The organism is Arthrobacter sp. H-02-3 (assembly GCF_003097355.1).
Lineage (GTDB): Bacteria > Actinomycetota > Actinomycetes > Actinomycetales > Micrococcaceae > Arthrobacter > Arthrobacter humicola.
Genome location: NZ_PYUI01000005.1, coordinates 198,925 through 221,051, shown reverse-complemented (window position 1 = coordinate 221,051; position 22,127 = coordinate 198,925). Strand labels below are relative to the sequence as shown.

The following is a 22,127-nucleotide window of genomic DNA, read 5'->3' as shown; positions in this document are numbered from 1 at the left end:
GGCGACGGCGGGACCTCCCGCCGTCGCCCGCTGGCGAGGAGCGTGAGGGGTCAGAAGTAGCCGGCCATGATCCTGTCGCTTTCCCAGGTGTCGGGATTCGCAGTCCGTTCGGGGGTGATTCGGAGTCTCTCGCCAAAACGGACACGGGAATGGAAAATCCTGCGAATCACAAACAGAGGCGACAATGAGGCATGCAGACTCGTTATGACGGTTCACCTCAGCCTAAGAGGCGATGGTTTCCGACCTGGCTGAAGGTGGTCCTCATCGTGCTCGCAGTCATTTTTGGCATTCCGACAATCCTTCAGGTGACCCACGTTATTTGGACGGCGCCGATGGTTGCGATCGCAGACCGGATGCACCCGGCTCCGGGATGGAACGCGGAGGGGGAGAACATTACGGGCGGACCGTTCTGCATCCGCTACGACGTGGACTGTGACAGCATGTGGCGCAGTTACCGGACGGAACAGAAAGTGACGCCCGCGGACGTGCAGCGCATCAGTGACGAAGCCATGAACGGTGCGAAAGTGAAGGGCGACTGCGAGACGTCTCCGCTGCCGTCAAACGTCACGGGCATGTATGAGGCGTGTTCTGCCTCTGCCGTAATTGACGGTTACGACGTAGAAGTTCGAGTCCTGAAGTTCAGCGAGGACAGCCCGGACAGGAGCATACAGTTCAAGCTCAGCAGCGTTAAGAACAGGCGGTAACGCGAGCGGGGCAGCGTCTCATTGGGCAACGTCCCCGCCCTCGTGCGCCTCATCTCGATCTGCAACGTAAACCTGAGGCCCTACGTCAGATCAAGGGGAGTCCTCGAAGCCGGCAGGCTGGACCACCCCGGGTTTACTCTTCGACAGCCCCGCCCGTTGACACTCCGCTCAGGGTGTCAATGTAATCCAGCGTCTTGGGACTGACATGCCGCACGGCGCCAAGAGCCTCCCGGAGAACGGCTCTGCTGGCGTGGTCACCAAGCGCTCCTCGGAGTTCGGCCACCGTCTCGATTCCCTGGCTCTCGAACACGCGCGTCATGTCCTCTACCTGGGCGAGACGGCCAGGGGACGGCCAGTCGATGACGTCGGAAAGCGTCCCGGTATCGAGGTGCCGCCGGAATCCACTGGTCGTGGCGGCATCCGGCCATGCCTCGATCAGGGCGACAACGCGTGGCCTGACGGTCGCGTGGTAGTTCTGTCGTCGCTGCAAGGCGGCATCGACAATGATGGCCCCGATGTGGTCCCAACTGCGGCTGACTTCGGCGGAGTCGTCTACGCCGTGGGAGTCCAATTGCGCCGGGAGGTTGGCGTCATCATTATCGATAGTCATAAGTGAATACTTCCATGTCGGCGGTGAGCGCGGCTGCGGCGACCGAGGGTCGGAGCATACTTGCGGTTGGAGCGTCCACCCTTCGACGCTGACCTCGCTCCGCGCCCCGTCCGCTCCCGGGGTCGTGAACTATATTCGGACAAGGGAATGGACCGGACTGCATTGCCGGCAAAGGAAGGCGGATTTCTGGATGGCGGAAATGCCGCGGGCCACGGTGGAAGTGAGTAACGCGGTGGTCCAGCGCCTCGTCCGGGACCAGCGGCCCGACCTCGGCGATTGTCCTGTAGCGCGGGTTGCGAACGGCTGGGACAACGCGACCTTCCGGCTCGGTGACCGCTTGGCCGCCCGGCTGCCGCGCCGGGCGGAGGCCGTTCCGCTGATACTGCATGAGCAGCGCTACCTTCCCGACATTGCTCGCCGCTCCCCGGTTGCGGTTCCTGTCCCCGTCCATGCCGGCAGGCCGACGTCGGACTTTCCGTGGCCGTGGAGCATCGTGCGGTGGGTCCCGGGTGCCTCCGCGGCCGACGTCGGCCGGGCAGGTCGCGCGCCGGCGGCTCAAGGCCTGGCCGAATTCCTGCTGTCCCTTCACGTGCCCGCCGAAACCGGCGTCCCGGTGAATCCTTTCCGGGGCGTGCCGCTGGCAGACCGGAACGCTGTGCTGATGGAACGGCTCGGGGACCACGAACGCTACCCGCAGACGGCAGCGCTGAGGGCAGTGTGGGCGCAGGCCTGTGCCGCCAAAGTCTGGGATGGTCCGGCGATGATGCTCCACGGGGACCTCCACCCCGGCAACATCCTGCTGTCGGACGACGGCTCCCTGGCCGGCGTCATCGATTTCGGCGATGTCGGGGCAGGGGACCTGGCTGTCGATCTTGCGGTGGGGTGGCTGATGTTCGACGCCGGCACTCGCCACCGCTTCATGGGCGCCTTTGGCTCCGCAGTAGATGGGGACACCTGGATAAGGGCCCGCGGTTGGGCCCTCATCCTGTCCACCGCCATGCTGAGCAACTCTGACGATAATCCTCGGATGTTCAGGGTAGGAAAGTTCGGGATCAGGCAGATCCTGGATGACGGACTTAGCCTGCAAGTCTGACTCCGGGGATATTGTCAGTGCCTCCTCATATGCTGTGAGTGTGGAAGGCAGAGCAGCTGCGAAGACGTTGGAGGCCATGGAGGCCTCCCTCGCTGCGATGGCTGTATTTGCCAGTCGCGGTGCCGGGAACGTGGCCTCGACCGGCGCTGATCTTCTCCGTGATGAAGCGGACGCGTGCCTGGACGGCATGGCTGAGGTGGGCCGCATGGAGGCCAGGCTTGCCGCGCTGAAAGTGCACTTCGCCGACGGATATGCACGCGCCGCCGCCGCCATGGAGGCCCCATCCGTTTCCCCGCAGGAGCGCACCGCCCAGGAAATGGCGGTGACAGCAGAGGTGGCCTGTGTCCTGACCGTGAGTGAAAGATCCGCGGCGGCGCTCCTGGCCGAGTCAGCCAAATTGACCACCCGGTTGCCCCTCACGCTGTCTGCGCTGCAGGCAGGAAGCATTTCCTGGCAACACGCGCGGGTGATGTGTGATGAAACGTCCGGGCTGGACCCCGCCGCGGCGGCTGCTTTGGAGGCTCATTTCCTGGACCCCGAAGCTGACTTTGCGGCGCGCGGCTGCCCGGCAGGGGAGCTAGTTCCGGGCAGGTTCCGGGCCAAGGCGCGCAGATGGCGTGAGGTGCATCATCCTGTAAGCATCGAAGCGCGCCACCGCAAGGGTGTGGAGGACCGTCGGCTGGAATATATGCCCGATCGGGACGGCATGGCGTGGCTCTCCGCCTATCTGACTGCTGATGTGGCGGTGGGTGTATGGTCCCGTGCCACGGAGGCGGCGCGTGCCCTGCAGGGGCCGAATGAATCCCGGACCCTTACCCAGCTCCGTGCGGACGTCGCCGCTGACTGGCTGCTGGCGGGGGTGGCGGAAGGAACTCCGTCACCCAAGGCGCAGGTCCTGGTGACCGTGCCGGCGCTGTCTCTTTTAGGCGTCGCGTCGGAACCGGCCACGCTGGACGGGTATGGTCCCATTCCTCCGACCATGGCCCGTCGGCTTGTGGGGGATGGGGCCGGATCGTTCCTGCGGGTGCTGACCGATCCGCGCAATGGAGCGCCGCTGGAGATCGGGCGGACCAGTTACCGGGTTCCGAAGGCGATGCGCCAATGGTTGCGGCTTCGGGATGGCCGGTGCCCTTTTCCAGGCTGCAATAACCATTCTCTGGATAACGAAGCGGATCACGTGTTGGCCTGGTCCGAGGGAGGCGGCACCGGCGTCACCAACCTGGGCCAGCCATGCCGGCGGCACCACCGTCTCAGACACATCACAGCATGGAGGCCGGTTGACGCCACCCGGGACCAGCCACCCGGCTGGATCTCACCCGCGGGACGCTCGTATCCCAGCGAACAACAAGACTGGGAACCGCCACACTGGCCGCAGTCCCTCGGGGACGCCGGTGAAGGCCCGGCGTCGGAACCGCCCGACTGGGAATTGGAACCGCCCGATTGGGAAACGGATCCGCCCGATTGGCCGGACGTACTTGCCGGTGCCGTCGGACCCGGCGGCGCCCTCGGACCCGGCGGCGCCCTCGGACCCGGCGAGACCGAGCCGCCATTACCGGTGGATCCCTTTCCCGGCTGGGCACTGTTCATCGCGGCATAGGATCGGCCCTCCATGTTCCGGTGCTCCATGCTCCGATGCCCAGGGGAGCGAGTGCACGCGGCGGGCGTTCTCGTGTGCGACGAGTTGCACGATCTTGCGGGCGTCTGCGTCGGAACAGTCGTCGTCGTCGACCCATCCGCTCAGTACCTTGGTGATTGCGGTGCGCCACAATCTCGCGCCGAGGTAGTGAAGTTCGGCCGGGCCGTAGGCGTCGGAGGAGTAAGGATTTTCGTGAAGGGAGCCAGTCCGAATGAGCGGGCCACCAGATCCCGCGCCGTGCCCCGGTGAAGTTCACGGCAAGGCCCACGTCGATGTTGACGTTTTCGAAGGGCGTGTGCCAGCCAGCCGGCTTCGCGCTCCAATGGATAGCAGTGGAACAGCATGAGGGGATGTCCCGGACTTCGGGGGGCCGCAGAAGATCCAAGACAGGTTAGGTGCCCCGGCGAGGTGGACCGGTGCCGGGTGGCTGTTCAAACCTAAGCACGGCCCCGAAGGATCAGGTTCCTGTCGGCCCCGCCATCACTTCGCCATCACGGTGCGGGCTGCGCGGCCGCTTTCGAACCCGAGGACACCTCGGGCTGCGGGGTCGGTTCGGTCGTGGGGGCGGGGTTCGGGCTCTGGCCGGTTTCGGGGGCGACGTCCGCCGGCATGGTGACGCTTGGTTGGCCGGCTCCCGGCACTGCGGTTCCGGCCGAGCCGCTGTCCGCGCCACTGGGGCTACCGTCCGTGGTCAGGCCATCTTTTTTGTTGGCGCCTTCCTGGACTTGCCCCGGCACTTGCGCGACTTGCCCAGGCACGTCCTTCACGTCCTTGGTGGATGCGTCCGTTTTGTCCGGGACGGTCGGAGTGCCGCTCAATGCCGTGCCCAGCGTCGTCGTGGGCCCGGCCGCACCGCCCTCGATGCTCGACGTCGACGAGACAAGGCTTGAGAGGGGCTTATTGGTTCCGAATTCGACTGCCGTGACACCGACCATCGCGATAACGAATGCGGCAGCACTGACCGCCCCGACCTTGATCCAGGTCTTGGGGGTGAACTGCCTCCTCAGCCGTTTGGCTCGAGGTCTCTCGGCCGGAGCGCTGGCGGCCAGCACGTCGCCGTCGTCAGCGGGCAGTCCCCCCACGCGTCGCTGGGGCATTTTCCTCAATGCCACGGCGGCGGCCGAGCTGAGTGTTCGGGCATAGAGAGCGGCGCCCACCGTGGCAACGATAGAGCCGAGTGCGGCGCCGATAAGGGTCCCGGCGACGCCGAGGAAGGACCCCACGAAGGCAGAGGTCACCGCGGCCAACGCCGAGCCAATAGTCTGGGTGCCGCTTAGCCCGAGGAGCTGTTTCGGCTTGTCTTCATTAGCGGAGTCTGCAGGCATCTTCAAACACATTTCAGTCAGGTAATGTTACGAACAGATAACTTTACCTGTCTGCGGCTCACTCCCGGCTGCGGCCGTATTTATTTGTGACGCTTCTCACGGACAAGAGGAGGGTCAAGGTTCTTGCCACTGCGGCCTCCGGGCCGGCGCTAGTCCAGGGGCAGCGTTATGGTCACACATGTTCCTGCGGCGGCGGACGAATCGATCATCACCTCTCCGCCAGCAAGGTCCACCGCCAGGCGCATAAGGCGCAGTCCCATGCCGGTGTGCCGGCCAATCATGGCTGCCGGTGCGTCGAAACCACCGCCGTTGTCGGTCACTTTGAGCTGAACGCCGTGGGTCATGCCGTGGGAGACGCAGCTGAGCCGGACCGTGACAACTGATGCCTGAGCGAACTTATAGACATTGCTGAGGAGCTCCTGCGCCGCCCGGTACAGAAGAGTTGCGGACTGTCGGTCCACTTCCATCCGGTGGCGCGGAGTCTCCAGATGCACCACGATGCCGCGTTTGCGGAGGGGGAGGGTCAGACGGTCAATTGCGCCGGTCAGTCCAAGGGCATGGAAATCGACCGGGTGTGTATCGGTGAGGACGCCACGTACGGCGACGACTTCATCGCTTTGTAGTGATTTCATATTCTTACTGTGCGCCTGTGCCGTTGGCATTTTCCGGTGACGCGCCGAGGGCAGAGGCAGGATGTCCCGCCGTCGTCTGCTTGGCAGCAGAGGTAACCCGGCCCGCGGTGTCTACGTGCCAGCGGGTTGGAATAACTCGACCACATTTCCGGACGGGTCCTCCAGCAGGATCTGCTGACCGCCTGGGCCTTTGACGATGTCGCTTCGGAACGTGAGGCCAGCCGCACGGAGTGTTGCAAACTACCGCTAGAACTCAAAGTCCCGCCGTCGTTCGCTTGATCACCGCCGCTTTCTCGACGTCTGCGAGCTTCTTGAGCGGTCCGGGCGGGAGCGTTATGAGGGGCGTCGGGGACTAATTCGGTGAAGGGTGCGGTTATGCAGTCGGGGCCGGAACCGGTTCTGCGCGCAAAGCGCCCTGCACGCGGATGGGAACGAGATCACATGACGACATCGACTGCCGACGGAGTCGGCTTCCGCTCCAAACGCGGACCTGTCCTCATTGCCCTGATGCTCTCCACGGGTCTGGTGGCGATCGATGCGACCGTGGTGGCGACGGCCGTGCCGTCGATCGTGCAAGACATCGGCGGGTTCGCGTCGTTCCCGTGGCTCTTCTCCGCCTACCTGCTGGCGCAGGCCGTGTCAGTACCTGTCTACGCGAAGCTCTCCGACACCATCGGCCGCAAGCCGATCATGCTCATCGGAATTGGCCTGTTCCTGCTCGGCTCGATCCTGTGCGGCGTTGCCTGGAGCATGCCGGTCCTCATCGCCTTCCGCGTGGTGCAGGGCCTCGGTGCCGGAGCGGTCCAGCCGATGGCCATCACCATCGCCGGCGATATCTACACGCTGGCAGAGCGGGCAAAAGTGCAAGGCTACCTTGCGAGCGTGTGGGCAGTTTCCTCGGTGGTTGGCCCGACGCTCGGCGGAGTGTTTGCCGCGCTGGGCATCTGGCGGGGCATCTTCCTCGTGAACATCCCGCTGTGCCTGGTGGCAGGGTGGATGCTGGTCCGGTCGTTCCACGAGAACATTGAGAGCGTGAAGCACCGGGTCGACTATCTGGGGGCGGGGCTGCTCACCGTTTCTCTCACCCTGCTCATTCTCGGGGCCCTCGAGGGCGGCCAGGCCTGGGCCTGGGATTCCGCCATCAGCATTGCAGTGTTCGCGGGTGGCGCCCTCTTGTTCGCCGCGTTCCTCCTGGTTGAACGGAGGGCGGCGGAGCCGGTCCTGCCGCCGTGGGTGGTGTCCCGGCGGCTGCTGGCGACGACGGCGATGATCGCCTTCGGCGTCGGAGCGGTCATGCTTGGCCTCACCTCTTACGTTCCCACGTTCCTCGAAGGAGCACTCTCCACCTCCCCGATCCTGGCCGGGCTCGCCCTCGCAGCGCTGACGATCGGCTGGCCGATCAGTGCGTCCCAATCGGGACGCCTGTATCTTCGGATCGGGTTCCGGAACACGGCCCTGATCGGCATCACGGTCACCGTCATCGGCACAGCAGTCCTTGCCCTCACCGCCTCCGTCCCCAGCGTTGCGCTGGTCGCGGGCAGTTGCTTCATCGTCGGGCTGGGTCTCGGGCTCGTCGCGACCCCGACACTGATCGCCGCCCAATCGAGCGTCGAATGGAACGAACGCGGTGTGGTCACCGGCACCAACCTGTTCGCGCGGTCGATCGGCAGCTCCATCGGCGTCGCCGTTTTCGGGGCGATAGCGAACGCTGTCTACGCCGGCACTCTGCACGGCGAGACGGACCCCCAAACAGTCGTCGCGGCCTCCTCCGCCGTCTTCCTGGCCGTCTTGATCGCCGCCGTGCTTACCGTCGTCGCCGTCATCGGCATGCCCGCCACAAAACCCGTCAAGCAGGTCCACGCCGCCGCGCGAGAGTAATCGCGAGAGTAATTCAGAGCCAGATGAGCCCTTGACGGGGCGGGAGAGCCCGCCGCCGGTCCCGCTGGTCACATAGTTGCAGCCCGGCAGCCACCGTCATTGCCGCTGCCCGTACCGGATCGAACGGAAGCGGAGTAATGTGCGGATTCTCAGCGAAGAGCGGGCTCCGTCCCGTTCCCTGACGCACTTCAGGAGGTCCGGAGATGTACGACACCGGCGATGCACGGGGTGATGTCCTCGTCGATGCGCCATGGCTTCAGGAGCATCTGCACGATCCAGGGCTTCGCCTGATTGAGATCGACGTGAATGCGACGGCTTATGACCGCGGGCACGTTGAGGGTGCTGTGCTGTGGAACGTCTACCGGGACCTGAAGGACGGCAACTACCAGCTCGTCGATACGGCCGCTGTCCAAAAGCTGATCGCCGGTTCCGGGATTGCCCCGGACTCAACCGTGGTCTTCTATGGCTATGGACCGGCAATGGGCTTCTGGCTCATGAAGCTCTACGGCCATACCGATGTTCGCGTTCTCGACTGCTCTCGAGACACGTGGCAAGAGGCCGGACGTCCGTGGACCACGGAGGTGCCCGCACCGGCTACGACCGACTATCGCCTGCCCGACCAGGATGAACGGCTCCGCGCCGACCGGACGCGGGTGCAGAGCGCGATTGATGACCCCTCGGTCACGATTCTGGATGTGCGCAGTGATCTTGAATTCCGGGGCGAGCGGTTCTGGCCGTCGGGTGGACTCGAACCAGGAGGTCGCGCCGGCCACATTCCCTCGGCCGTTCACTTGTCGATCGACGCCTTGCGCGACGACGGCGGGGCGTTCCGAAACGTCGAAGAATTGCAGGAGATATTTGCGCCGATCGACACCGCGGGCGCTCGCGAGGTGATCCCGTACTGCACTATCGGTATCCGAGCCTGCACGGCGTGGTTCGCGCTGACCTATCTGCTGGGTCGTGAAGAAGTCCGGGTCTACGAAGGTTCCTGGGCTGAATGGGGACGGATGCCCGAGTCACCGGTGGAAACCTCGTGATGCGGGCCTTGAAACTTCTGAACCCCTGATTCTTGGTCGACATCTCTCTGCGCCGCGCGCCGAGGGCAATCAGGCGCTCGAGTTCTTCTGCCGTGGATACGCCATCAGCCCGGAGTTCTCTCAGCACTGGCCCGAATGCTCCTCCCCTTTCACCGCCGAACGGAAGTATCGTGTGGCCAGTGGCCACTAGTTTCTGGCTCAAAGAATGAATCCTCTGGCTTTTAGGTTGAGATCTCAGCCAAATGGAGAGAAGCGCGTGATTGCCGTGGATATGGTGACTGGCATGGAACCAGTTCTGAAATATGTCCGGCGTTGGGGCGCCCTCGTGGCGGCCGTGATCTTCTTCTCCCTGTGGTGTGTGGCCGAGGCCGGCCGAATGGGCCCGGCCGGTGGGTACGGGGTGAGCAACACGGGTCTGGACAGCTGGCCTGGAACTTGGCCCCTGGTGCTGATGACCTTGGCCATTGCGACAGCTTCCTGGAAGCCGCTGGTGTCCCTCGGGTTCACGGTTGCACTCCTTGCCGGACAGCTAAGTCATGCACTGCCGCCGATGGCTTCCAATCACTGGGCCATCTATCTGGGCTCCTTTGTCGCTCTTGGCTTCATCTTGTGGACCGCACCGCGGCGGCTGCGCTATATCGCTGCGGGCGCCAACGTGGTCGCTGCTGCCATCATGGCGTTCCTGATGCTCTCGTGGAGGTACGGCAACGGCGTAGGCTGGTACCCTCCTGCGTACGCCGGCGACCGCTGGATGCTTCAGGACTACGGCTGGCAGCTATTTGCACTCCTCCTGTTGATAGCCGGATCCTGCGCCGCCGTCGGACTTCTGTTGGCGCTGTACCAGGAACGGGGCAGCCTGTTCCGGGCACGGGAGCTGGCGCAGAGCAGCCTGAAGGAAACCGAGATCGACCTGATTGTGGAGCAGGAACGGACGCGCATCGCCCGGGACCTGCACGACGTCCTCGCCCATTCCCTGGCAGTCATCGCCGCCCAAGCCGACGGAACCCGATACCTGAGCAAGGACCAGCCCAAAGCTGTCCTCAACGCCCTGGACACCATCGCCCGGTCAGCCCGCAGCGCACTGGTGGACGCCCAACGCGTCATCGAGGGAGTCCGTGATGACGGCATGGTGACGCCCCAGCCGCGACTTAGCGACATTCCGGCTCTCATCGAAGGGATGCAGCGCGGCAGTTTGAAGGTCCACCGCAGCGAGTCCGGGACATCCGTGGAACTTTCAACTGGCCAGCAGATGGCGGTCTACCGGATCGTCCAGGAATGCCTGACCAATGCGCTTAAACATGGCGGGCGCGGCACGGACGTGCGGCTCCACTTTGACTGGAGCGGCCCGGGCCTGACCCTGCACGTGGCCTCGGCGCTAGACCCCGGCCAAGCAGGCGCCGGCGATCCGTCCTCCTCCCGGGTCGGGCGGGGACTTCCCGGCATGCGCGAACGCGCCCATCTGGCCGGCGGCTGGCTCACGGCCGGCCCGGACGGCGAACACTTCCGTGTGACGGTCTTCGTCCCATACGGAACCCGGGAAGCGAGAGAAGCGGACGATACAGCCTGCGCTGAAGCCGGGGGCTCCCTCACGGAAATCGCGGATGCGGAAGCCCAGCCGCTGCTCGCCGCAATCGGACTGCAGCAAGCAGCGATTGCCCGGGAAGTGCACGACCGTGGCTGATGCCGGGGCGCTCATCGCCGTCGCCCTGGTGGATGACCAGCCTCTGTTCCGTGCAGGAATCCGCATGCTCATAGAGAGCCAGGAGGACATGGAACTCTCCGGAGAGGCGAACGATGGGGAACAGGCGGTAGCCCTGGCAAGCGAACGTCGTCCGGACGTCATGCTGATGGACCTGCGTATGCCGGTCATGGATGGCGTCGAGGCGACCCGGCGGATTGTGCAGCGCGCCGATGCTGCGGGCACCGACAAGCCAAGAATCATCGCCCTGACCACCTTCAACCGGGATCAGGCCGTGGTCCAGGCGGTGCAGGCCGGAGCCAGCGGATATCTCCTCAAGAGCGCGGAACCGGAGTTCCTCCTGGCAGCCATCCGCACTGTTCACTCCGGGTATTCGGTCATCGCGCCAGGATCCATCCACTCTCTGTTTGAACATGCGGCCCGCAGTACTCCCGCGGCGGGCCCGGACCTGTCGGTCCTCAACGTCCTGTCCGCGCGGGAGCGGGACGTCTTCCTGCTCGCGGCCAAAGGCCTCAGCAATGGCGAAATGGCGGAGAGCCTGTTCGTCTCCGAAGCAACCATCAAAACCCACCTGCGCAGCGTGCTGGACAAACTGGAGCTCCGAACCCGGCTGCAGCTGGTCGCCTTCGCCCACGAACGCCGTCTGCTGGGCACCTGAACGGGCAATTCGGCCCGGTGAAACCTAGCGGCTGCTCACCTGACCGAACAGCCTCGCGATTGGCGCGATGATGAGCGGTCGGGCGGCGTACCACCCGGCCGCGGTTATGGCGATTGCGGCCGCGAAGAGCCAAAACCCGACCCAGTTCACCACGTCGGTGCCGCCGAACATGTGGTTCAGATTGCGCAGCGCACCCGTCGCGAACACCAGGAACACGTGGATGAGAATGAACAGCACGAAGAACAGCATCGTCGGGAAGTGAATGGCGCGCGCAACTTCCACCGGGTAGATCTTGTTCAGCCTCTTCGCGTCCTTCGGCCAGAACTCGCTCATGCGCACACCCGTGATCGCCGCGAGCGGGGCCGCGATGAACACCACGATGAAATACATGATCTGCTGCAGGCTGTTGTAGTTCACCCAGCCGCTCTCAACGGGCCAGTCCAGTGTCATGTACTGCAGCAGCGCGGAGAGCGCGTTCGGGACCGCTTCCCAGCTGGTCGGCACGATTCGCATCCAGCGTCCCGAGGCAAACAGCAGCACCACAAAGATGAGTCCGTTGGCCAGCCACAAGATGTCGAGCGACTGGTGCAGCCACAGGTTGATGCTGATCTTCTTGCCACCGCGCTTCGGCGTCCAGAATGCTGGCGGTTTCTGCTGAGTGCGCACCTGATAGCCGGAACGAATGATGAGCACCATCAGGAAGATGTTCAGGAAGTGCGCCCACTGCGCCCACCAGGGGAAGCCGGGCTCCACCGTGTCGGGCAGGAGATATGCGCCCGGGTACCTCTTGAGGAACTCCGGCACGCCCGGCAGCGTCGTCACGCCGCGCGCGGCGAGCACAAGAATCCCTGCGGCGGCCACGGCGCCGACCGCGAGGAGCACGACGAGCTTGATCCACTGCCCGCGGGTACGCGAACCGTAGAGCCTTGCCTCGGGTTTTGGTCTCACCGGCTTTTCAGCGGCGACGACGGGCTGTGCCGCCGGGGCGACGACGGGCCGTGCCGCCGCTTCCGGCGGGGTTGTGGCCGCGGGCGCACTCGCCGTTGCCGAGGGCTCCGCCTCGGCAACGGCCTCCACCACCCTGGCGGCCGGGGCCGGGGCCGGGGCCTGGGCAACGTGTCCGGAATCTGCCTGCGCCGCAGGGGCGGCAGCGACCGCCGGAGCGAGTCCAGCCGGCGGCCACGGTTCGCCACCGGGGACGCGGGGAAGCCCGCGACGCAGCGAAGTGGTTCCCAGCGTCACTGCCGCGGGTGCGGCGGGTGCGGTGGCCGGAACAGCTGGAAGCGCCGTCGACGTCGGCGCCGTCGCTATTGCAGCCGCCGTCGCCGCCTCTGCCGCTATTGCAGCCGCAGCCGCAGCAACATCTGTGACCGGCGCGGGCGTGGCGCCTGCGGCGGGAGCCCCGGACCGAGCCCCCGCTGACACCGGAGCCTCGCCCGCGGGCGGCCACGGCTCGCCGCCCGGCACGCGCGGCAGGCCGCGGCGAAGCGGCCGCGCCACAGCGGCGCCGGAGTTCGCGGCCGGGACCGGAGTGGACACCGCCGTCGCACCCGGTGCCGTTTCCCGGGCAGCGGCAGCAGCGGGGGCGGAGGGCGCGGCGGTGACCGATCCCTCCCCGGAAACAGGCGCGGACAGGGCTGCCGCTCCTGCCGTCACAATGCGTGAAGGCGCCTGGCCGGCTGCAGGCCAGGGCTCACCACCTTCGACGCGCGGCAGGCCCCGCCGAACAGACCGAGAAAAAGTTGCCATGACTACTTCTTCCGAGCCTCAAGCGCGCTGATGAGCTGCGGCACGACCTTGAAGAGGTCGCCGACCACACCAAAGTCGGCGATCTCGAAGATCGGCGCGTCTGAATCCTTGTTGATGGCGACGATCGTCTTCGCGGTCTGCATGCCGGCCCGGTGCTGAATCGCGCCGGAAATGCCCAGCGCGATATACAACTGCGATGACACCGAAACCCCGGTCTGGCCGACCTGCTGCGACTGCGGGATGTAGCCCGCATCCACTGCGGCACGCGAAGCACCAACGGCAGCACCGAGCGCATCGGCGAGCTGTTCGACCAGTGCGAACTGTTCCTTCGACCCGAGGCCGCGACCACCCGCGACAACCTTCGCGGCACCACGCAGCTCCGGCCGCGAGGTGGCGGCAACCGCCTCCTCGAACGAGTCGATCCGCGCGCCCGGCTTCTCGGAGCGCGTCACGGCCAAGGCCTCCGAGGCTTCCGGCTGAGCCGCAGCCCGCGCATCGATGGAGCCCTGGCGAACCGTGATTACCGGCGCCCCGAACGTGGACGTCGACGTTACGTTGTAGGCACCGCCGTAGACGGAGTGGTGGGCGACGACGCCCTCGTTGTCACGGGACACACCGACCGCATCGGCGGAAACCGCTGCACGCGTGCGGGCAGCATAACGGCCGGCGAGGTCGCGCCCGTTCAGAGAATGCGAAATCAGGATCGCGTCCGGCTGCACCTGCTCCGCGGCGGCGGCAAGGGCGTCAACGCCCGGCAGCCCGAGCACGGAAGGATCCGGGGTCTCGGCGATCAGTACGTGCGTGGCACCCAGGACGGCGGCCTCCGCGGCGGCGGCGCTGCCGGCGCCGGGTGCGGCAAGAACCAAGGCGATGGGCGTGCCGACCGCAGCGGCAGCGCCGAACAGCCCGGGTGCTGCCTTCTCGAGTTCACCGGTCGCCTGGGTTTCGACGACGACGAGGATAGCGTCAGGAGGGAATTCAGTCATGTCGTTTCTCCCTAAGCCAGTCGGTTTTCGACAAGGAAGTCAGCGAGCTTCTCGCCGGCGTCACCCTCGTCAATGATCTTTACGCCCGCCGCGTGCGGGGGCTTCTCTGCAATGGTCAGCATGATCGAACGCGCCGCCTCCGGGTTGTCGGCCGTGATCCCGAGGTCTGCGAGGGTAAGCACCTCAAGGGGTTTCTTCTTCGCGGCCATGATTCCTTTGAAGTTCGGGAAGCGCGCCCCGGGAAGCGCCTCGGTAATGGAAATCACCGCGGGCAGGTCCGCTGACACCTTCTGCACGCCGGATTCAACGGGCCTGGTGCCGGACACCGCGCCGTCGCTGATTTCCACGGAGCTGAGGCCGGTAGCGTGCGGCACGTCGAGCAATTCTGCGAGCATCGCGGGAATCATCCCGCCGGATCCGTCGGTGGAGACGTTGCCGGTGATCACGAGGTCAAACCCGGCGCGACGGATCGCTGCTGCGAGAGTTTCGGCGGTAAGTCCCAGATCCGCACCCCGGAGCGCCTCGTCAGAGACGTGGATAGCGCTCCCCGCGCCCATCGCAAGCCCCTTGCGGATCGTTGCCGTCGCACCCTCGGGAGCGAGGGAGAGGACTGCGACCTCGGTGCCCTCGTGCGCGTCGGCGTACGTCAGCGCCAGCTCCAAGGCCCGCTCACCAATCTCATCAATGACTGCCTCGCTGGCTTCCCGATCGGCGAGGCCTGTTTCCAGGTTCAGCTTTCGGTCCCCGTAGGTATCGGGGACCTCCTTTACTAGAACGACAATCTTCATCGATGGCTCTTCCTGTGGCGGGCTTGTCTCTACAGAGGAGACGGGTCGGATCTCCATCGAGTCTACGAAAGCTGGGCCCCTCCTGACTGATCGGGCCCGTGTCGTGACTCGAAGGTCTCAGGAAGGCGACCCCCGCCGTCGTAGTACATGGAAATACAGCGCACTGCATACTGCCCCGCCCGTAGTCTGTTTAGATGCCTCGTTTTGCGCTTGATATTGAGTCCGTCCCCCGCCCCGTCCGTTCGCAGGAGCTGCTGGATGCAGTGAACCACCGGGTCGTCATTGCCGATGGGGCGATGGGCACCATGCTGCAGGGGCGTGAGCTGTCGCTCGAGGACGACTTCCTGGGCCTTGAAGGCTGCAACGAGATCCTCAATGCCACGCGTCCGGATGTCCTCGCGGACATTCATGACGCGTACTTCGCCGTGGGTATCGATGCGGTCGAAACCAACACCTTCGGCGCGAACTGGTCCAACCTCTCCGACTACGGCATCGACGACCGGATCGAAGAGCTCGCCCGGAAGGGCGCGGAGATCGCTCGGGACCGTGCCGAAGCGGCAGAAAAAACAGACGGGCGGATGCGGTGGGTCCTGGGCTCGATGGGGCCGGGCACTAAGCTCCCCAGCCTCGGCCACACCAGCTACGACTACCTCAAACAGACCTTCGCGCTGCAGGCCGAGGGCCTCATCGACGGGGGAGCGGACGCCTTCCTCATCGAGACCAGCCAGGACCTCCTGCAGACCAAAGCCGCGGTCAACGGCTGCAAGCAGGCGATCGTCACCCGCGGCATCCGGCTCCCGATCTTCGTCGAGGTGACCGTCGAAACCACCGGAACCATGTTGATGGGCTCCGAGATCGGCGCCGCGCTTACCGCCCTCGAGCCGCTCGGCGTCGACGCCATCGGCCTCAACTGCGCCACCGGGCCGGATGAGATGAGCGAGCACCTGCGCCACCTCTCCAAGCAGTCCACCGTAGCCATCGCCTGCATGCCCAACGCCGGCCTGCCCGTCCTTGGTGCCAACGGTGCGCACTACCCGCTCTCACCCACCGAACTCGCCACGGCGCACGAGCAGTTCGTGCGCGAATTCGGCCTGGGCCTCGTGGGCGGATGTTGCGGTACGACGCCGGAGCACATGGCCGCCGTCGTCGAGCGTCTTGCGCCCTTGCGCGCCAGCGTCGCTGTCACCAGCGGCGGGAGGGGCGCCGACGGCAGCCGCGTTCCCACCGAGCGTGAAGCCGGCATCGCCTCCCTCTACCATCATGTGAATTTCGACCAGGAGTCTGCGTACCTCGCGATTGGCGAGCGCACCAACGCGAACGGTTCGAAGGCGTTCCGCCAGGCGATGCTCGACGAGCGTTGGGACGATTGCGTCGATATCGCCCGCGAGCAGGTCCGCGTCGGCGCCCACCTGCTCGATGTGTGCATTGACTACGTGGGGCGCGATGGCGTGGCCGACATCAAGGAGGTCGTCTCACGTTTCGCGTCGGCCTCCACCCTCCCGTTGGTCATCGACTCCACCGAACCACCCGTCCTGCAGGCCGGGCTCGAACTTATCGGCGGACGCCCGGTGGTCAACTCCGTCAACTACGAGGACGGCGACGGCCCGGACAGCCGCTTCGCGCGCATCATGCCGCTCGTGAAGGAACACGGCACCGCCGTGATCGCCCTGACCATCGACGAGCACGGCCAGGCACGCACCACCGAAGGCAAGGTGGCCATCGCCTCGCGCCTCGTCGACGCCCTGGTGGGCGAATGGGGCATGCGCGTCGAGGACATCATCGTCGACTGCCTGACCTTCCCTATCGCCACCGGCCAGGAAGAAACCCGCCGGGACGGCATCGAAACGATCGAGGCCATCCGCCAGATCACCACGAAATACCCCGGCATCCAGACCACTCTCGGCGTCTCCAACGTGTCCTTTGGCCTGAACCCGGCAGCGCGCATGGCCCTGAACTCGGTGTTCCTGCACGAGGCCGTGCAGGCGGGCCTGACGAGCGGCATCATTGACGCCGCCAAGATTGTGCCGCTCGCGTCGCTGCCGGAAGAGCAGCGCAAGGTGGCGCTGGACCTCATCTGGGACCGCCGCGAATACGACGCCGACGGCAATGTCACGTACGACCCCCTGAACAGCATGCTGGACCTGTTCGCCGGCGTCGACACCGCAGCGCTCAAGGACCAGCGCGCCGCTGAACTCGCCGCGCTGCCCACCGGCGAACGCCTGCAGCGGCGCATCATCGACGGCGAAGGCAAGGGCCTCGAAGAGGACCTCGACCTGGCGCGCAGCGAAGGCATGACCCCGCTGGGCATCATCAACGACCAGCTGCTCGAGGGCATGAAGGTTGTGGGTGAGCGCTTCGGCGCCGGCGAGATGCAGCTGCCCTTCGTGCTGCAGTCCGCCGAGGTGATGAAGAATGCGGTTGCCCTGCTCGAGCCGCACATGGAGAAGTCCGATTCCTCCGGCAAGGGCACCATGGTGATCGCCACCGTGCGGGGCGACGTGCACGACATCGGCAAGAACCTGGTGGACATCATCCTCACCAACAACGGCTACAAAGTGATCAACATCGGCATCAAGCAGGGGATCGCCGAGATCATGGCCGCAGCCGAGGAGCACAACGCCGACGTGATCGGCATGTCCGGCCTGCTGGTGAAGTCCACCGTGGTGATGAAGGAAAACCTCGCCGAGCTGCAGTCCCGGGGGCTCGCGAAGAAATGGCCAATCATCCTCGGCGGCGCAGCCCTGACCCGCGCCTACGTGGAGCAGGACCTCGCGGAGCAGTTTGAAGGAACCGTCCGGTACGCCAAGGACGCCTTTGAGGGCCTGGCACTCATGGAGCCCCTGGTGCAGGTGGCCCGCGGCGCCGACCCGGCCGCCGTCGGCCTTCCGCCGCTGAAGAAGCGGATCCATAAAGGCGGCCCGAAGTTCACGGTGACCGAGCCGGAGGCGATGCCCGGCCGGTCCGACGTCGCCTCGGACAATCACGTGCCTTCGCCGCCGTTCTGGGGCACGCGCATTGTGCGCGGCGTCGCACTCCACGACTACGCTACCTTCCTCGACGAACGCGCCACCTTCATGGGGCAGTGGGGGCTCAAGCCCGGCCGCGGCGAGGACGGCGCCTCCTATGAGGAACTGGTGGAACGCGAGGGCCGGCCGCGCCTGCGGTACTGGCTGGACCGCATCCTCGGCGAGGGAATGCTTGACGCGTCCGTCGCGTACGGCTATTTCCCGGTGGTCTCCGAGGGGGAACAGGTGGTGGTGCTGCACCACGGGGAGGACCGCGACGGCGTCCTCGGCACCGCGGGACTGCTCGCCCCCGACGGCGGCTCAGGCGGCCCGATCGGCACCGAGCGGCTGCGCTTCGACTTCCCGCGCCAGCGCCGCGACCGGCACCTGTGCCTCGCCGACTTCGTCCGCTCGCGCGAATCGGGACAGGTGGACGTGCTGCCTGTGCAGCTGGTCACCGCCGGCTCGAAGATCGATGAGGTGACTTCCGAGCTGTTCAAGGGGAACCACTACCGCGACTACTACGAACTTAACGGCCTGGTTATGCAGCTTACCGAGGCGCTCGCGGAATTCTGGCATGCACGTATCCGCTCGGAGCTGGGCTTCGCTTCCGAGGAGCCGAAGGACAAGGCAGGGCTGTTCAAGCTCGACTACCGCGGTGCGCGGTTCTCGCTCGGCTACCCAGCGTGCCCGGACATGGAGGACCGCCGCAAGGTAACGGAACTGCTGCGTCCAGAGCGGATGGGCGTGGTCCTGAGCGATGAACTGATGCTGCACCCCGAACAGTCCACCGACGCGTTCGTGTTCCACCACCCGGAGGCGAAGTACTTCAAGGTGTGAGTTGAAGCCGGTCCCCGGCCTGGCTGGATTGGGCCGGCGCGGCCTGCCCGCCCGCGCTCGAGACCGGCTTCACCCGCCGGAGTGCGGCGAGAATGGCCCGCCCCACCAGGGTGATTCCGATGATCGTCGTGATGGCACGCAAGGTGTCCCATCCGGCGGTCGAGGTCAGGAGCGTGTAGAGCAGGAAGCTGCTGAGGTTGGTGGCCAGCGGCGCGCCAGGCACGTAGGAAATGCCGGTGCCGGCACCCACCGCGAAGGGCCAGAACCACAGATTGGTCAGCAGACCGAACGCGTAGGACGCCAGGGCCCCGTAGCCGCACAGCATCCATAGTTCGGCTTTGCCCCGCACCCTGCGGGGGAGCAGGCCTGCCCCGGCGCCCACCCATGCGCAGGCGAAGATCTGGAACGGTGACCAGGGCCCGATGCCACCCCACAGGACACTCGACACGGCGATGGTGGCGGCGCCGAGGAGCAGACCGAAACGGGCACCGAAGGCTCGGCCGGCCAGAATCAGCAGGATAAAGACCGCCTCCACACCGCCGACGCCGGTGCTCGCCACCCGCACCGCCGAGCCAATGGCGGCCAGCACGCCGAGCAACGCCACCGTGTGCGCGGAGCGGACCGAGCCGTCGAGCGACACCGCGACGGCGACCGCGGCGAGCGGCGCGATGGCCAGCGCCGCGTAGGGGAGGGCCGCGGCGGCATCCTCCGGGAGGGCTGCCGCGAGCAACGGCCAGCAGAACGCTGCCAGGGCCAGAAGGTTTGCGGCCGCGAGAACTGCGAACTCCACGCCCCGCGGCATCCGGATGTGGCGCGCTTTTGCTGCCGCACCCGGATTGTCCGGCCGTCGGTCGATGAACCGCGGCGCTGCGGTGCGTGGTGCTGTCATGCTTTGTGCTGTGACGGCACTGGCCGGGGCGGCTTCTGCCAGGGATGAGGGGGCGACGCCGTCGCGCATCGGGAGGATCCGGGCGCCGAGGCCGCGGGCAAAGTCGAGGTCGTGGGTGGCGATCAGGACCGCCGCGCCGTCGTCCGCGGCGGCCCGCAGCGCCGCCGCGACCGCTGTGCGTGCCTCGTAATCGAGCCCGCGGGTCGGCTCGTCGATCAGGAGTACCTGCGGGTCGTCCGTGATCTGCAGCGCGATGGCAAGGATCCTGCGCTCCCCGGCAGAGAGGTCCCGCGGATGCTCGTGTCCAATGGGCATACGGACGTCTCCCCGCAGGCGTGCAAGGCGCGATTCCGCAGACCCCGGCGGAAGCTGGTCACTACCCGGGCGGCGCCGGTTTGAACGACGCGAGGCACGTTCCCGCCGTCGCTCCGCTGCTCTGAGCTCTGCCGCGACGGTGTCCCGCGTGAAGAGGTCGTCGGAGGCGTCCGGCACGAGGGCCACGCGGCCGCCGCCGACTGTGATTTCACCGGGCATGCCTTCCCCCAGGGCGAGCGCCACAAGGAGGGACGACTTCCCGGCCCCGTTCGGCCCCACCAGAGCGACCACTTCCCCGCGGTGCAGTGCCAGGGATGCGTCGCGCACGAGCGGCTTGCCCTCGCGGTGCACCGCGAGGTTTGTCGCAGTAAGTACGGGTGCGTGCTCCGTTGCCGGAACGGGCATTGGGTAGGCAGCAGCCGGGGCCGAAGCGGACGGCGCGACACCGGGCACCAACGTGCCGTCGTAAATGGTCCACCACGAGTCGGCAACGGGTACGAGCGAGTCTGCCCGGTGCTCCGCCACGATGACGCAGACACCCCCGTCGCGGGCGAGGGCGTCGAGGACGGCGATGACGCGTCCTCGTGCTGCGGTGTCAAGGTCGGCCAGGGGCTCGTCAACCAGGAGCAGGACCGGATGGTCCACCACCGCGGCGGCGATGGCTACGAGCGTTGCCTCACCTGCCGAGAGGGTGCTGACTTTCCGGTCCAGCAGCGCCGACACTCCGATGCGCTCCGCGACCTCCAGCACTCGGGCCTTGGCGGTACCGGATGCCACGCCGCGCAGCTCAAGTGCGAGGGAGATTTCGTCCCGGACCCTGGTGGTGGCGAATGCGGCGCGGGGATTCTGCAATACGACGCCGATGAAGCGGGCGGTATCGCGCGGCGGCGTGGCTGCACGGTCCGTTCCGGCGACGCGCACCGTGCCGGAAATATCTCCACCGTCAACGTGGGAGAGGAGGCCCGCGATGCCTCGCAGGATCGTGGACTTGCCGGAGCCCGTCGGCCCGGTAATGACCGCCATTGACCCGCTCGACGGCGTGAACCCGGTGACGCGCACCTGCGTGTCGCCAATGCGGAATTGTGCGTCTGGGATGAGAACCGGTGCTTCGGCGCCGGGGGCCGGTTCGTGTGCTGTCCGGCTGCCGAAGCCGCGCAACTCCAGGGCCGCGGCCACCCGGCCGGCGTGCTCGAGGGTGCGCTCGAGCACCGGAACAAGGGCGCGGGGTCCGAAGCGTTCGCCCCGCAATCGAAAAGCCAGGCGGACGGAGGTCACGGCGTCGGAGAGTGCCGGGAGTGCCGCCCAAGCCACCACGAGCGCCCGGGCCGTGCCCTGCAGGGGGCCGCCGCGGGCCAGGTGCCGGAAGCCGCGGGCCACGTCCACCCAGGCGTTGAGCATGCCGAAGCCGAGGATCATTCCGGCGATCGGCAGGGCGGACAGGACCGCCGCCCACAGGCCAGGCGCCGTTACCGGGCCGAGGAGGACCACATGGGCGTACGGGGCAGGCAGCGGCACCGGCGGCATGTTCAGCAGAACGGGTTCACCGGTGCCCGCCCCGTTGAAGAGAATGCGGTAGAGGACCCGCGCCGCAATGAAGACGGCGGCGAGAGCCGCCGCTGCGCGTAACGGCGCGGGTCGAAAGGTCATGCCGCGGGTGCGGCCGGTGCGTCGTCGACCGTGAAGAGCAGTTCCAGGCTCTCTCCCGGGTTAACCTTCAGGGTGCCGAGGCCTTCCTGCGCGTATGCCCAGGCGCCGGAGGCCGGCTTGACCCAGAGAGCCCAGTAGGCAAAGGCGGCGGGCATCTTGCTGCAATCTTCCCGGTACGTGCCGCCCTTGTGGGCGATGTCGAAGTCTGCGGCGGGTACACCGTTCACACGGCACACCAGTTCCTTGGGATATGCGGCAGTGCCCTCGGTCTTCACCTTTGCGTCTTCGAGCACCTTGGAAGCGAGAGTCGGTGCGTCCACGGGAACGCAAACGGACGTGTCAGCGGCGGCCTGCTTCAGGGCGCCCGAATCGGTGATGACCTTCACGCCGGCGCAGGGCTCGGAGGCGGCGCTGGAGGAAGTTGCTGCCGGGGAAGCCGGTGCAGAGGAGGTGGGCTGGGTGGCGGCCGGCGTCGAACAGGCGGCGAGGGCAAACAGGAGACCTGCGGCGGCGAGGGAGCTCGCGGCGGCGGTACGGATTTTAGTCAATGTCACCCGTCAAGGGTAGGGCGTTGCTTGTCCGGATCCGGATGCTGTCGCGTTGTGTGACGTGAGGTCTCTAAGAAATCCAAAGTCG

16 protein-coding genes are annotated in these 22,127 nt (G+C 66.3%); 8 read left to right on the top strand and 8 right to left on the bottom strand.

Annotation, left to right across the window (positions count from 1 at the left end; genetic code table 11):
- The first annotated feature begins 266 nt into the window (after nucleotides 1-266).
- Nucleotides 267-704, top strand: a complete 438-nt coding sequence (locus C9424_RS07690; RefSeq protein WP_133247494.1) for a hypothetical protein — start codon at nucleotides 267-269, stop codon at nucleotides 702-704.
- A gap of 133 nt (nucleotides 705-837) precedes the next feature.
- On the opposite strand, the gene C9424_RS07685 is transcribed toward C9424_RS07690, so the two are convergent.
- Nucleotides 838-1,314 (bottom strand): hypothetical protein, encoded by a 477-nt coding sequence (locus tag C9424_RS07685; RefSeq protein WP_116766288.1) that lies wholly within the window; start codon nucleotides 1,312-1,314, stop codon nucleotides 838-840.
- Between the two features lie 190 nt (nucleotides 1,315-1,504).
- Between C9424_RS07685 and C9424_RS07680 the strand changes: the two genes are divergently transcribed.
- Both C9424_RS07680 and C9424_RS07675 read left to right on the top strand, forming a co-directional pair.
- Entirely contained in the window at nucleotides 1,505-2,407 is a 903-nt protein-coding gene (locus C9424_RS07680; protein WP_116766287.1) for an aminoglycoside phosphotransferase family protein, read from the top strand.
- Between the two features lie 76 nt (nucleotides 2,408-2,483).
- A complete protein-coding gene (locus tag C9424_RS07675) occupies nucleotides 2,484-4,004 on the top strand; it encodes an HNH endonuclease signature motif containing protein (RefSeq protein ID WP_116766286.1) in 1,521 nt (506 codons plus the stop codon).
- Nucleotides 4,005-4,534: 530 nt separating this feature from the next.
- Here the strand turns inward: C9424_RS07675 and C9424_RS07665 are convergent.
- Complete coding sequence (locus C9424_RS07665) at nucleotides 4,535-5,368, bottom strand: hypothetical protein (RefSeq protein ID WP_116766285.1); 834 nt, start codon at nucleotides 5,366-5,368, stop codon at nucleotides 4,535-4,537.
- 149 nt (nucleotides 5,369-5,517) lie between these two features.
- Entirely contained in the window at nucleotides 5,518-6,000 is a 483-nt protein-coding gene (locus C9424_RS07660) for a sensor histidine kinase (protein WP_116766284.1), read from the bottom strand.
- A gap of 441 nt (nucleotides 6,001-6,441) precedes the next feature.
- Between C9424_RS07660 and C9424_RS07650 the strand changes: the two genes are divergently transcribed.
- The 4 genes from C9424_RS07650 to C9424_RS07630 all read left to right on the top strand — a co-directional run bounded on the left by C9424_RS07650 (nucleotide 6,442) and on the right by C9424_RS07630 (nucleotide 11,272).
- Nucleotides 6,442-7,878 carry an MFS transporter gene (locus tag C9424_RS07650; RefSeq protein ID WP_116766283.1) on the top strand — a complete coding sequence of 479 codons (1,437 nt, stop codon included), beginning with the start codon at nucleotides 6,442-6,444 and terminating at the stop codon, nucleotides 7,876-7,878.
- Nucleotides 7,879-8,081: 203 nt separating this feature from the next.
- On the top strand, nucleotides 8,082-8,915 hold the full coding sequence (locus C9424_RS07645; protein WP_116766282.1) for a sulfurtransferase: 834 nt from the start codon (nucleotides 8,082-8,084) through the stop codon (nucleotides 8,913-8,915).
- A gap of 283 nt (nucleotides 8,916-9,198) precedes the next feature.
- The gene (locus tag C9424_RS07635) at nucleotides 9,199-10,596 is read left to right on the top strand and encodes a sensor histidine kinase (protein WP_116766309.1); all 1,398 of its coding nucleotides are present in this window, start codon (nucleotides 9,199-9,201) and stop codon (nucleotides 10,594-10,596) included.
- Nucleotides 10,589-11,272, top strand: coding sequence for a response regulator (locus C9424_RS07630; RefSeq protein WP_237563351.1), 684 nt, complete (start codon nucleotides 10,589-10,591; stop codon nucleotides 11,270-11,272). Before C9424_RS07635 ends, C9424_RS07630 begins: the two co-directional genes overlap by 8 nt.
- A gap of 24 nt (nucleotides 11,273-11,296) precedes the next feature.
- Here the strand turns inward: C9424_RS07630 and C9424_RS22135 are convergent, their stop codons facing one another.
- From C9424_RS22135 to C9424_RS07615, 3 genes are all read right to left on the bottom strand, one after another.
- Nucleotides 11,297-12,349, bottom strand: coding sequence for a cytochrome b/b6 domain-containing protein (locus C9424_RS22135; RefSeq protein WP_337189813.1), 1,053 nt, complete (start codon nucleotides 12,347-12,349; stop codon nucleotides 11,297-11,299).
- 674 nt (nucleotides 12,350-13,023) lie between these two features.
- A complete protein-coding gene (locus C9424_RS07620; protein ID WP_116766279.1) occupies nucleotides 13,024-14,007 on the bottom strand; it encodes an electron transfer flavoprotein subunit alpha/FixB family protein in 984 nt (327 codons plus the stop codon).
- Nucleotides 14,008-14,018: 11 nt separating this feature from the next.
- Nucleotides 14,019-14,795 (bottom strand): electron transfer flavoprotein subunit beta/FixA family protein, encoded by a 777-nt coding sequence (locus C9424_RS07615; RefSeq protein ID WP_116766278.1) that lies wholly within the window; start codon nucleotides 14,793-14,795, stop codon nucleotides 14,019-14,021.
- A 194-nt stretch (nucleotides 14,796-14,989) separates the two neighbouring features.
- Here C9424_RS07615 and metH point away from each other — a divergent pair, with 194 nt between their 5' ends.
- Nucleotides 14,990-18,640 (top strand): methionine synthase, encoded by a 3,651-nt coding sequence (metH, locus tag C9424_RS07610; RefSeq protein ID WP_116766277.1) that lies wholly within the window; start codon nucleotides 14,990-14,992, stop codon nucleotides 18,638-18,640.
- Here metH and C9424_RS07605 read toward each other — a convergent pair.
- On the bottom strand, nucleotides 18,630-21,491 hold the full coding sequence (locus tag C9424_RS07605) for an ATP-binding cassette domain-containing protein (protein ID WP_116766276.1): 2,862 nt from the start codon (nucleotides 21,489-21,491) through the stop codon (nucleotides 18,630-18,632). The two genes, metH and C9424_RS07605, sit on opposite strands and share 11 nt — an antisense overlap.
- On the bottom strand, nucleotides 21,488-22,045 hold the full coding sequence (locus tag C9424_RS07600) for a hypothetical protein (RefSeq protein WP_116766275.1): 558 nt from the start codon (nucleotides 22,043-22,045) through the stop codon (nucleotides 21,488-21,490). Before C9424_RS07600 ends, C9424_RS07605 begins: the two co-directional genes overlap by 4 nt.
- Nucleotides 22,046-22,127: the final 82 nt, after the last annotated feature.

Bases quoted from the DNA above. Each gene is read 5' to 3' on its own strand.
- C9424_RS07660 (WP_116766284.1), bottom strand. From the start codon at position 6,000: ATGAAATCACTACAAAGCGATGAAGTCGTCGCCGTACGTGGCGTCCTC.
- C9424_RS07615 (WP_116766278.1), bottom strand. From the start codon at position 14,795: ATGAAGATTGTCGTTCTAGTAAAGGAGGTCCCCGATACCTACGGGGAC.
- C9424_RS07645 (WP_116766282.1), top strand. From the start codon at position 8,082: ATGTACGACACCGGCGATGCACGGGGTGATGTCCTCGTCGATGCGCCA.
- C9424_RS07665 (WP_116766285.1), bottom strand. From the start codon at position 5,368: ATGCCTGCAGACTCCGCTAATGAAGACAAGCCGAAACAGCTCCTCGGG.
- metH (WP_116766277.1), top strand. From the start codon at position 14,990: ATGCCTCGTTTTGCGCTTGATATTGAGTCCGTCCCCCGCCCCGTCCGT.
- C9424_RS07605 (WP_116766276.1), bottom strand. From the start codon at position 21,491: ATGACCTTTCGACCCGCGCCGTTACGCGCAGCGGCGGCTCTCGCCGCC.
- C9424_RS07635 (WP_116766309.1), top strand. From the start codon at position 9,199: ATGGAACCAGTTCTGAAATATGTCCGGCGTTGGGGCGCCCTCGTGGCG.
- C9424_RS07680 (WP_116766287.1), top strand. From the start codon at position 1,505: ATGGCGGAAATGCCGCGGGCCACGGTGGAAGTGAGTAACGCGGTGGTC.
- C9424_RS07620 (WP_116766279.1), bottom strand. From the start codon at position 14,007: ATGACTGAATTCCCTCCTGACGCTATCCTCGTCGTCGTCGAAACCCAG.
- C9424_RS07675 (WP_116766286.1), top strand. From the start codon at position 2,484: ATGGAGGCCTCCCTCGCTGCGATGGCTGTATTTGCCAGTCGCGGTGCC.
- C9424_RS07650 (WP_116766283.1), top strand. From the start codon at position 6,442: ATGACGACATCGACTGCCGACGGAGTCGGCTTCCGCTCCAAACGCGGA.
- C9424_RS07685 (WP_116766288.1), bottom strand. From the start codon at position 1,314: ATGACTATCGATAATGATGACGCCAACCTCCCGGCGCAATTGGACTCC.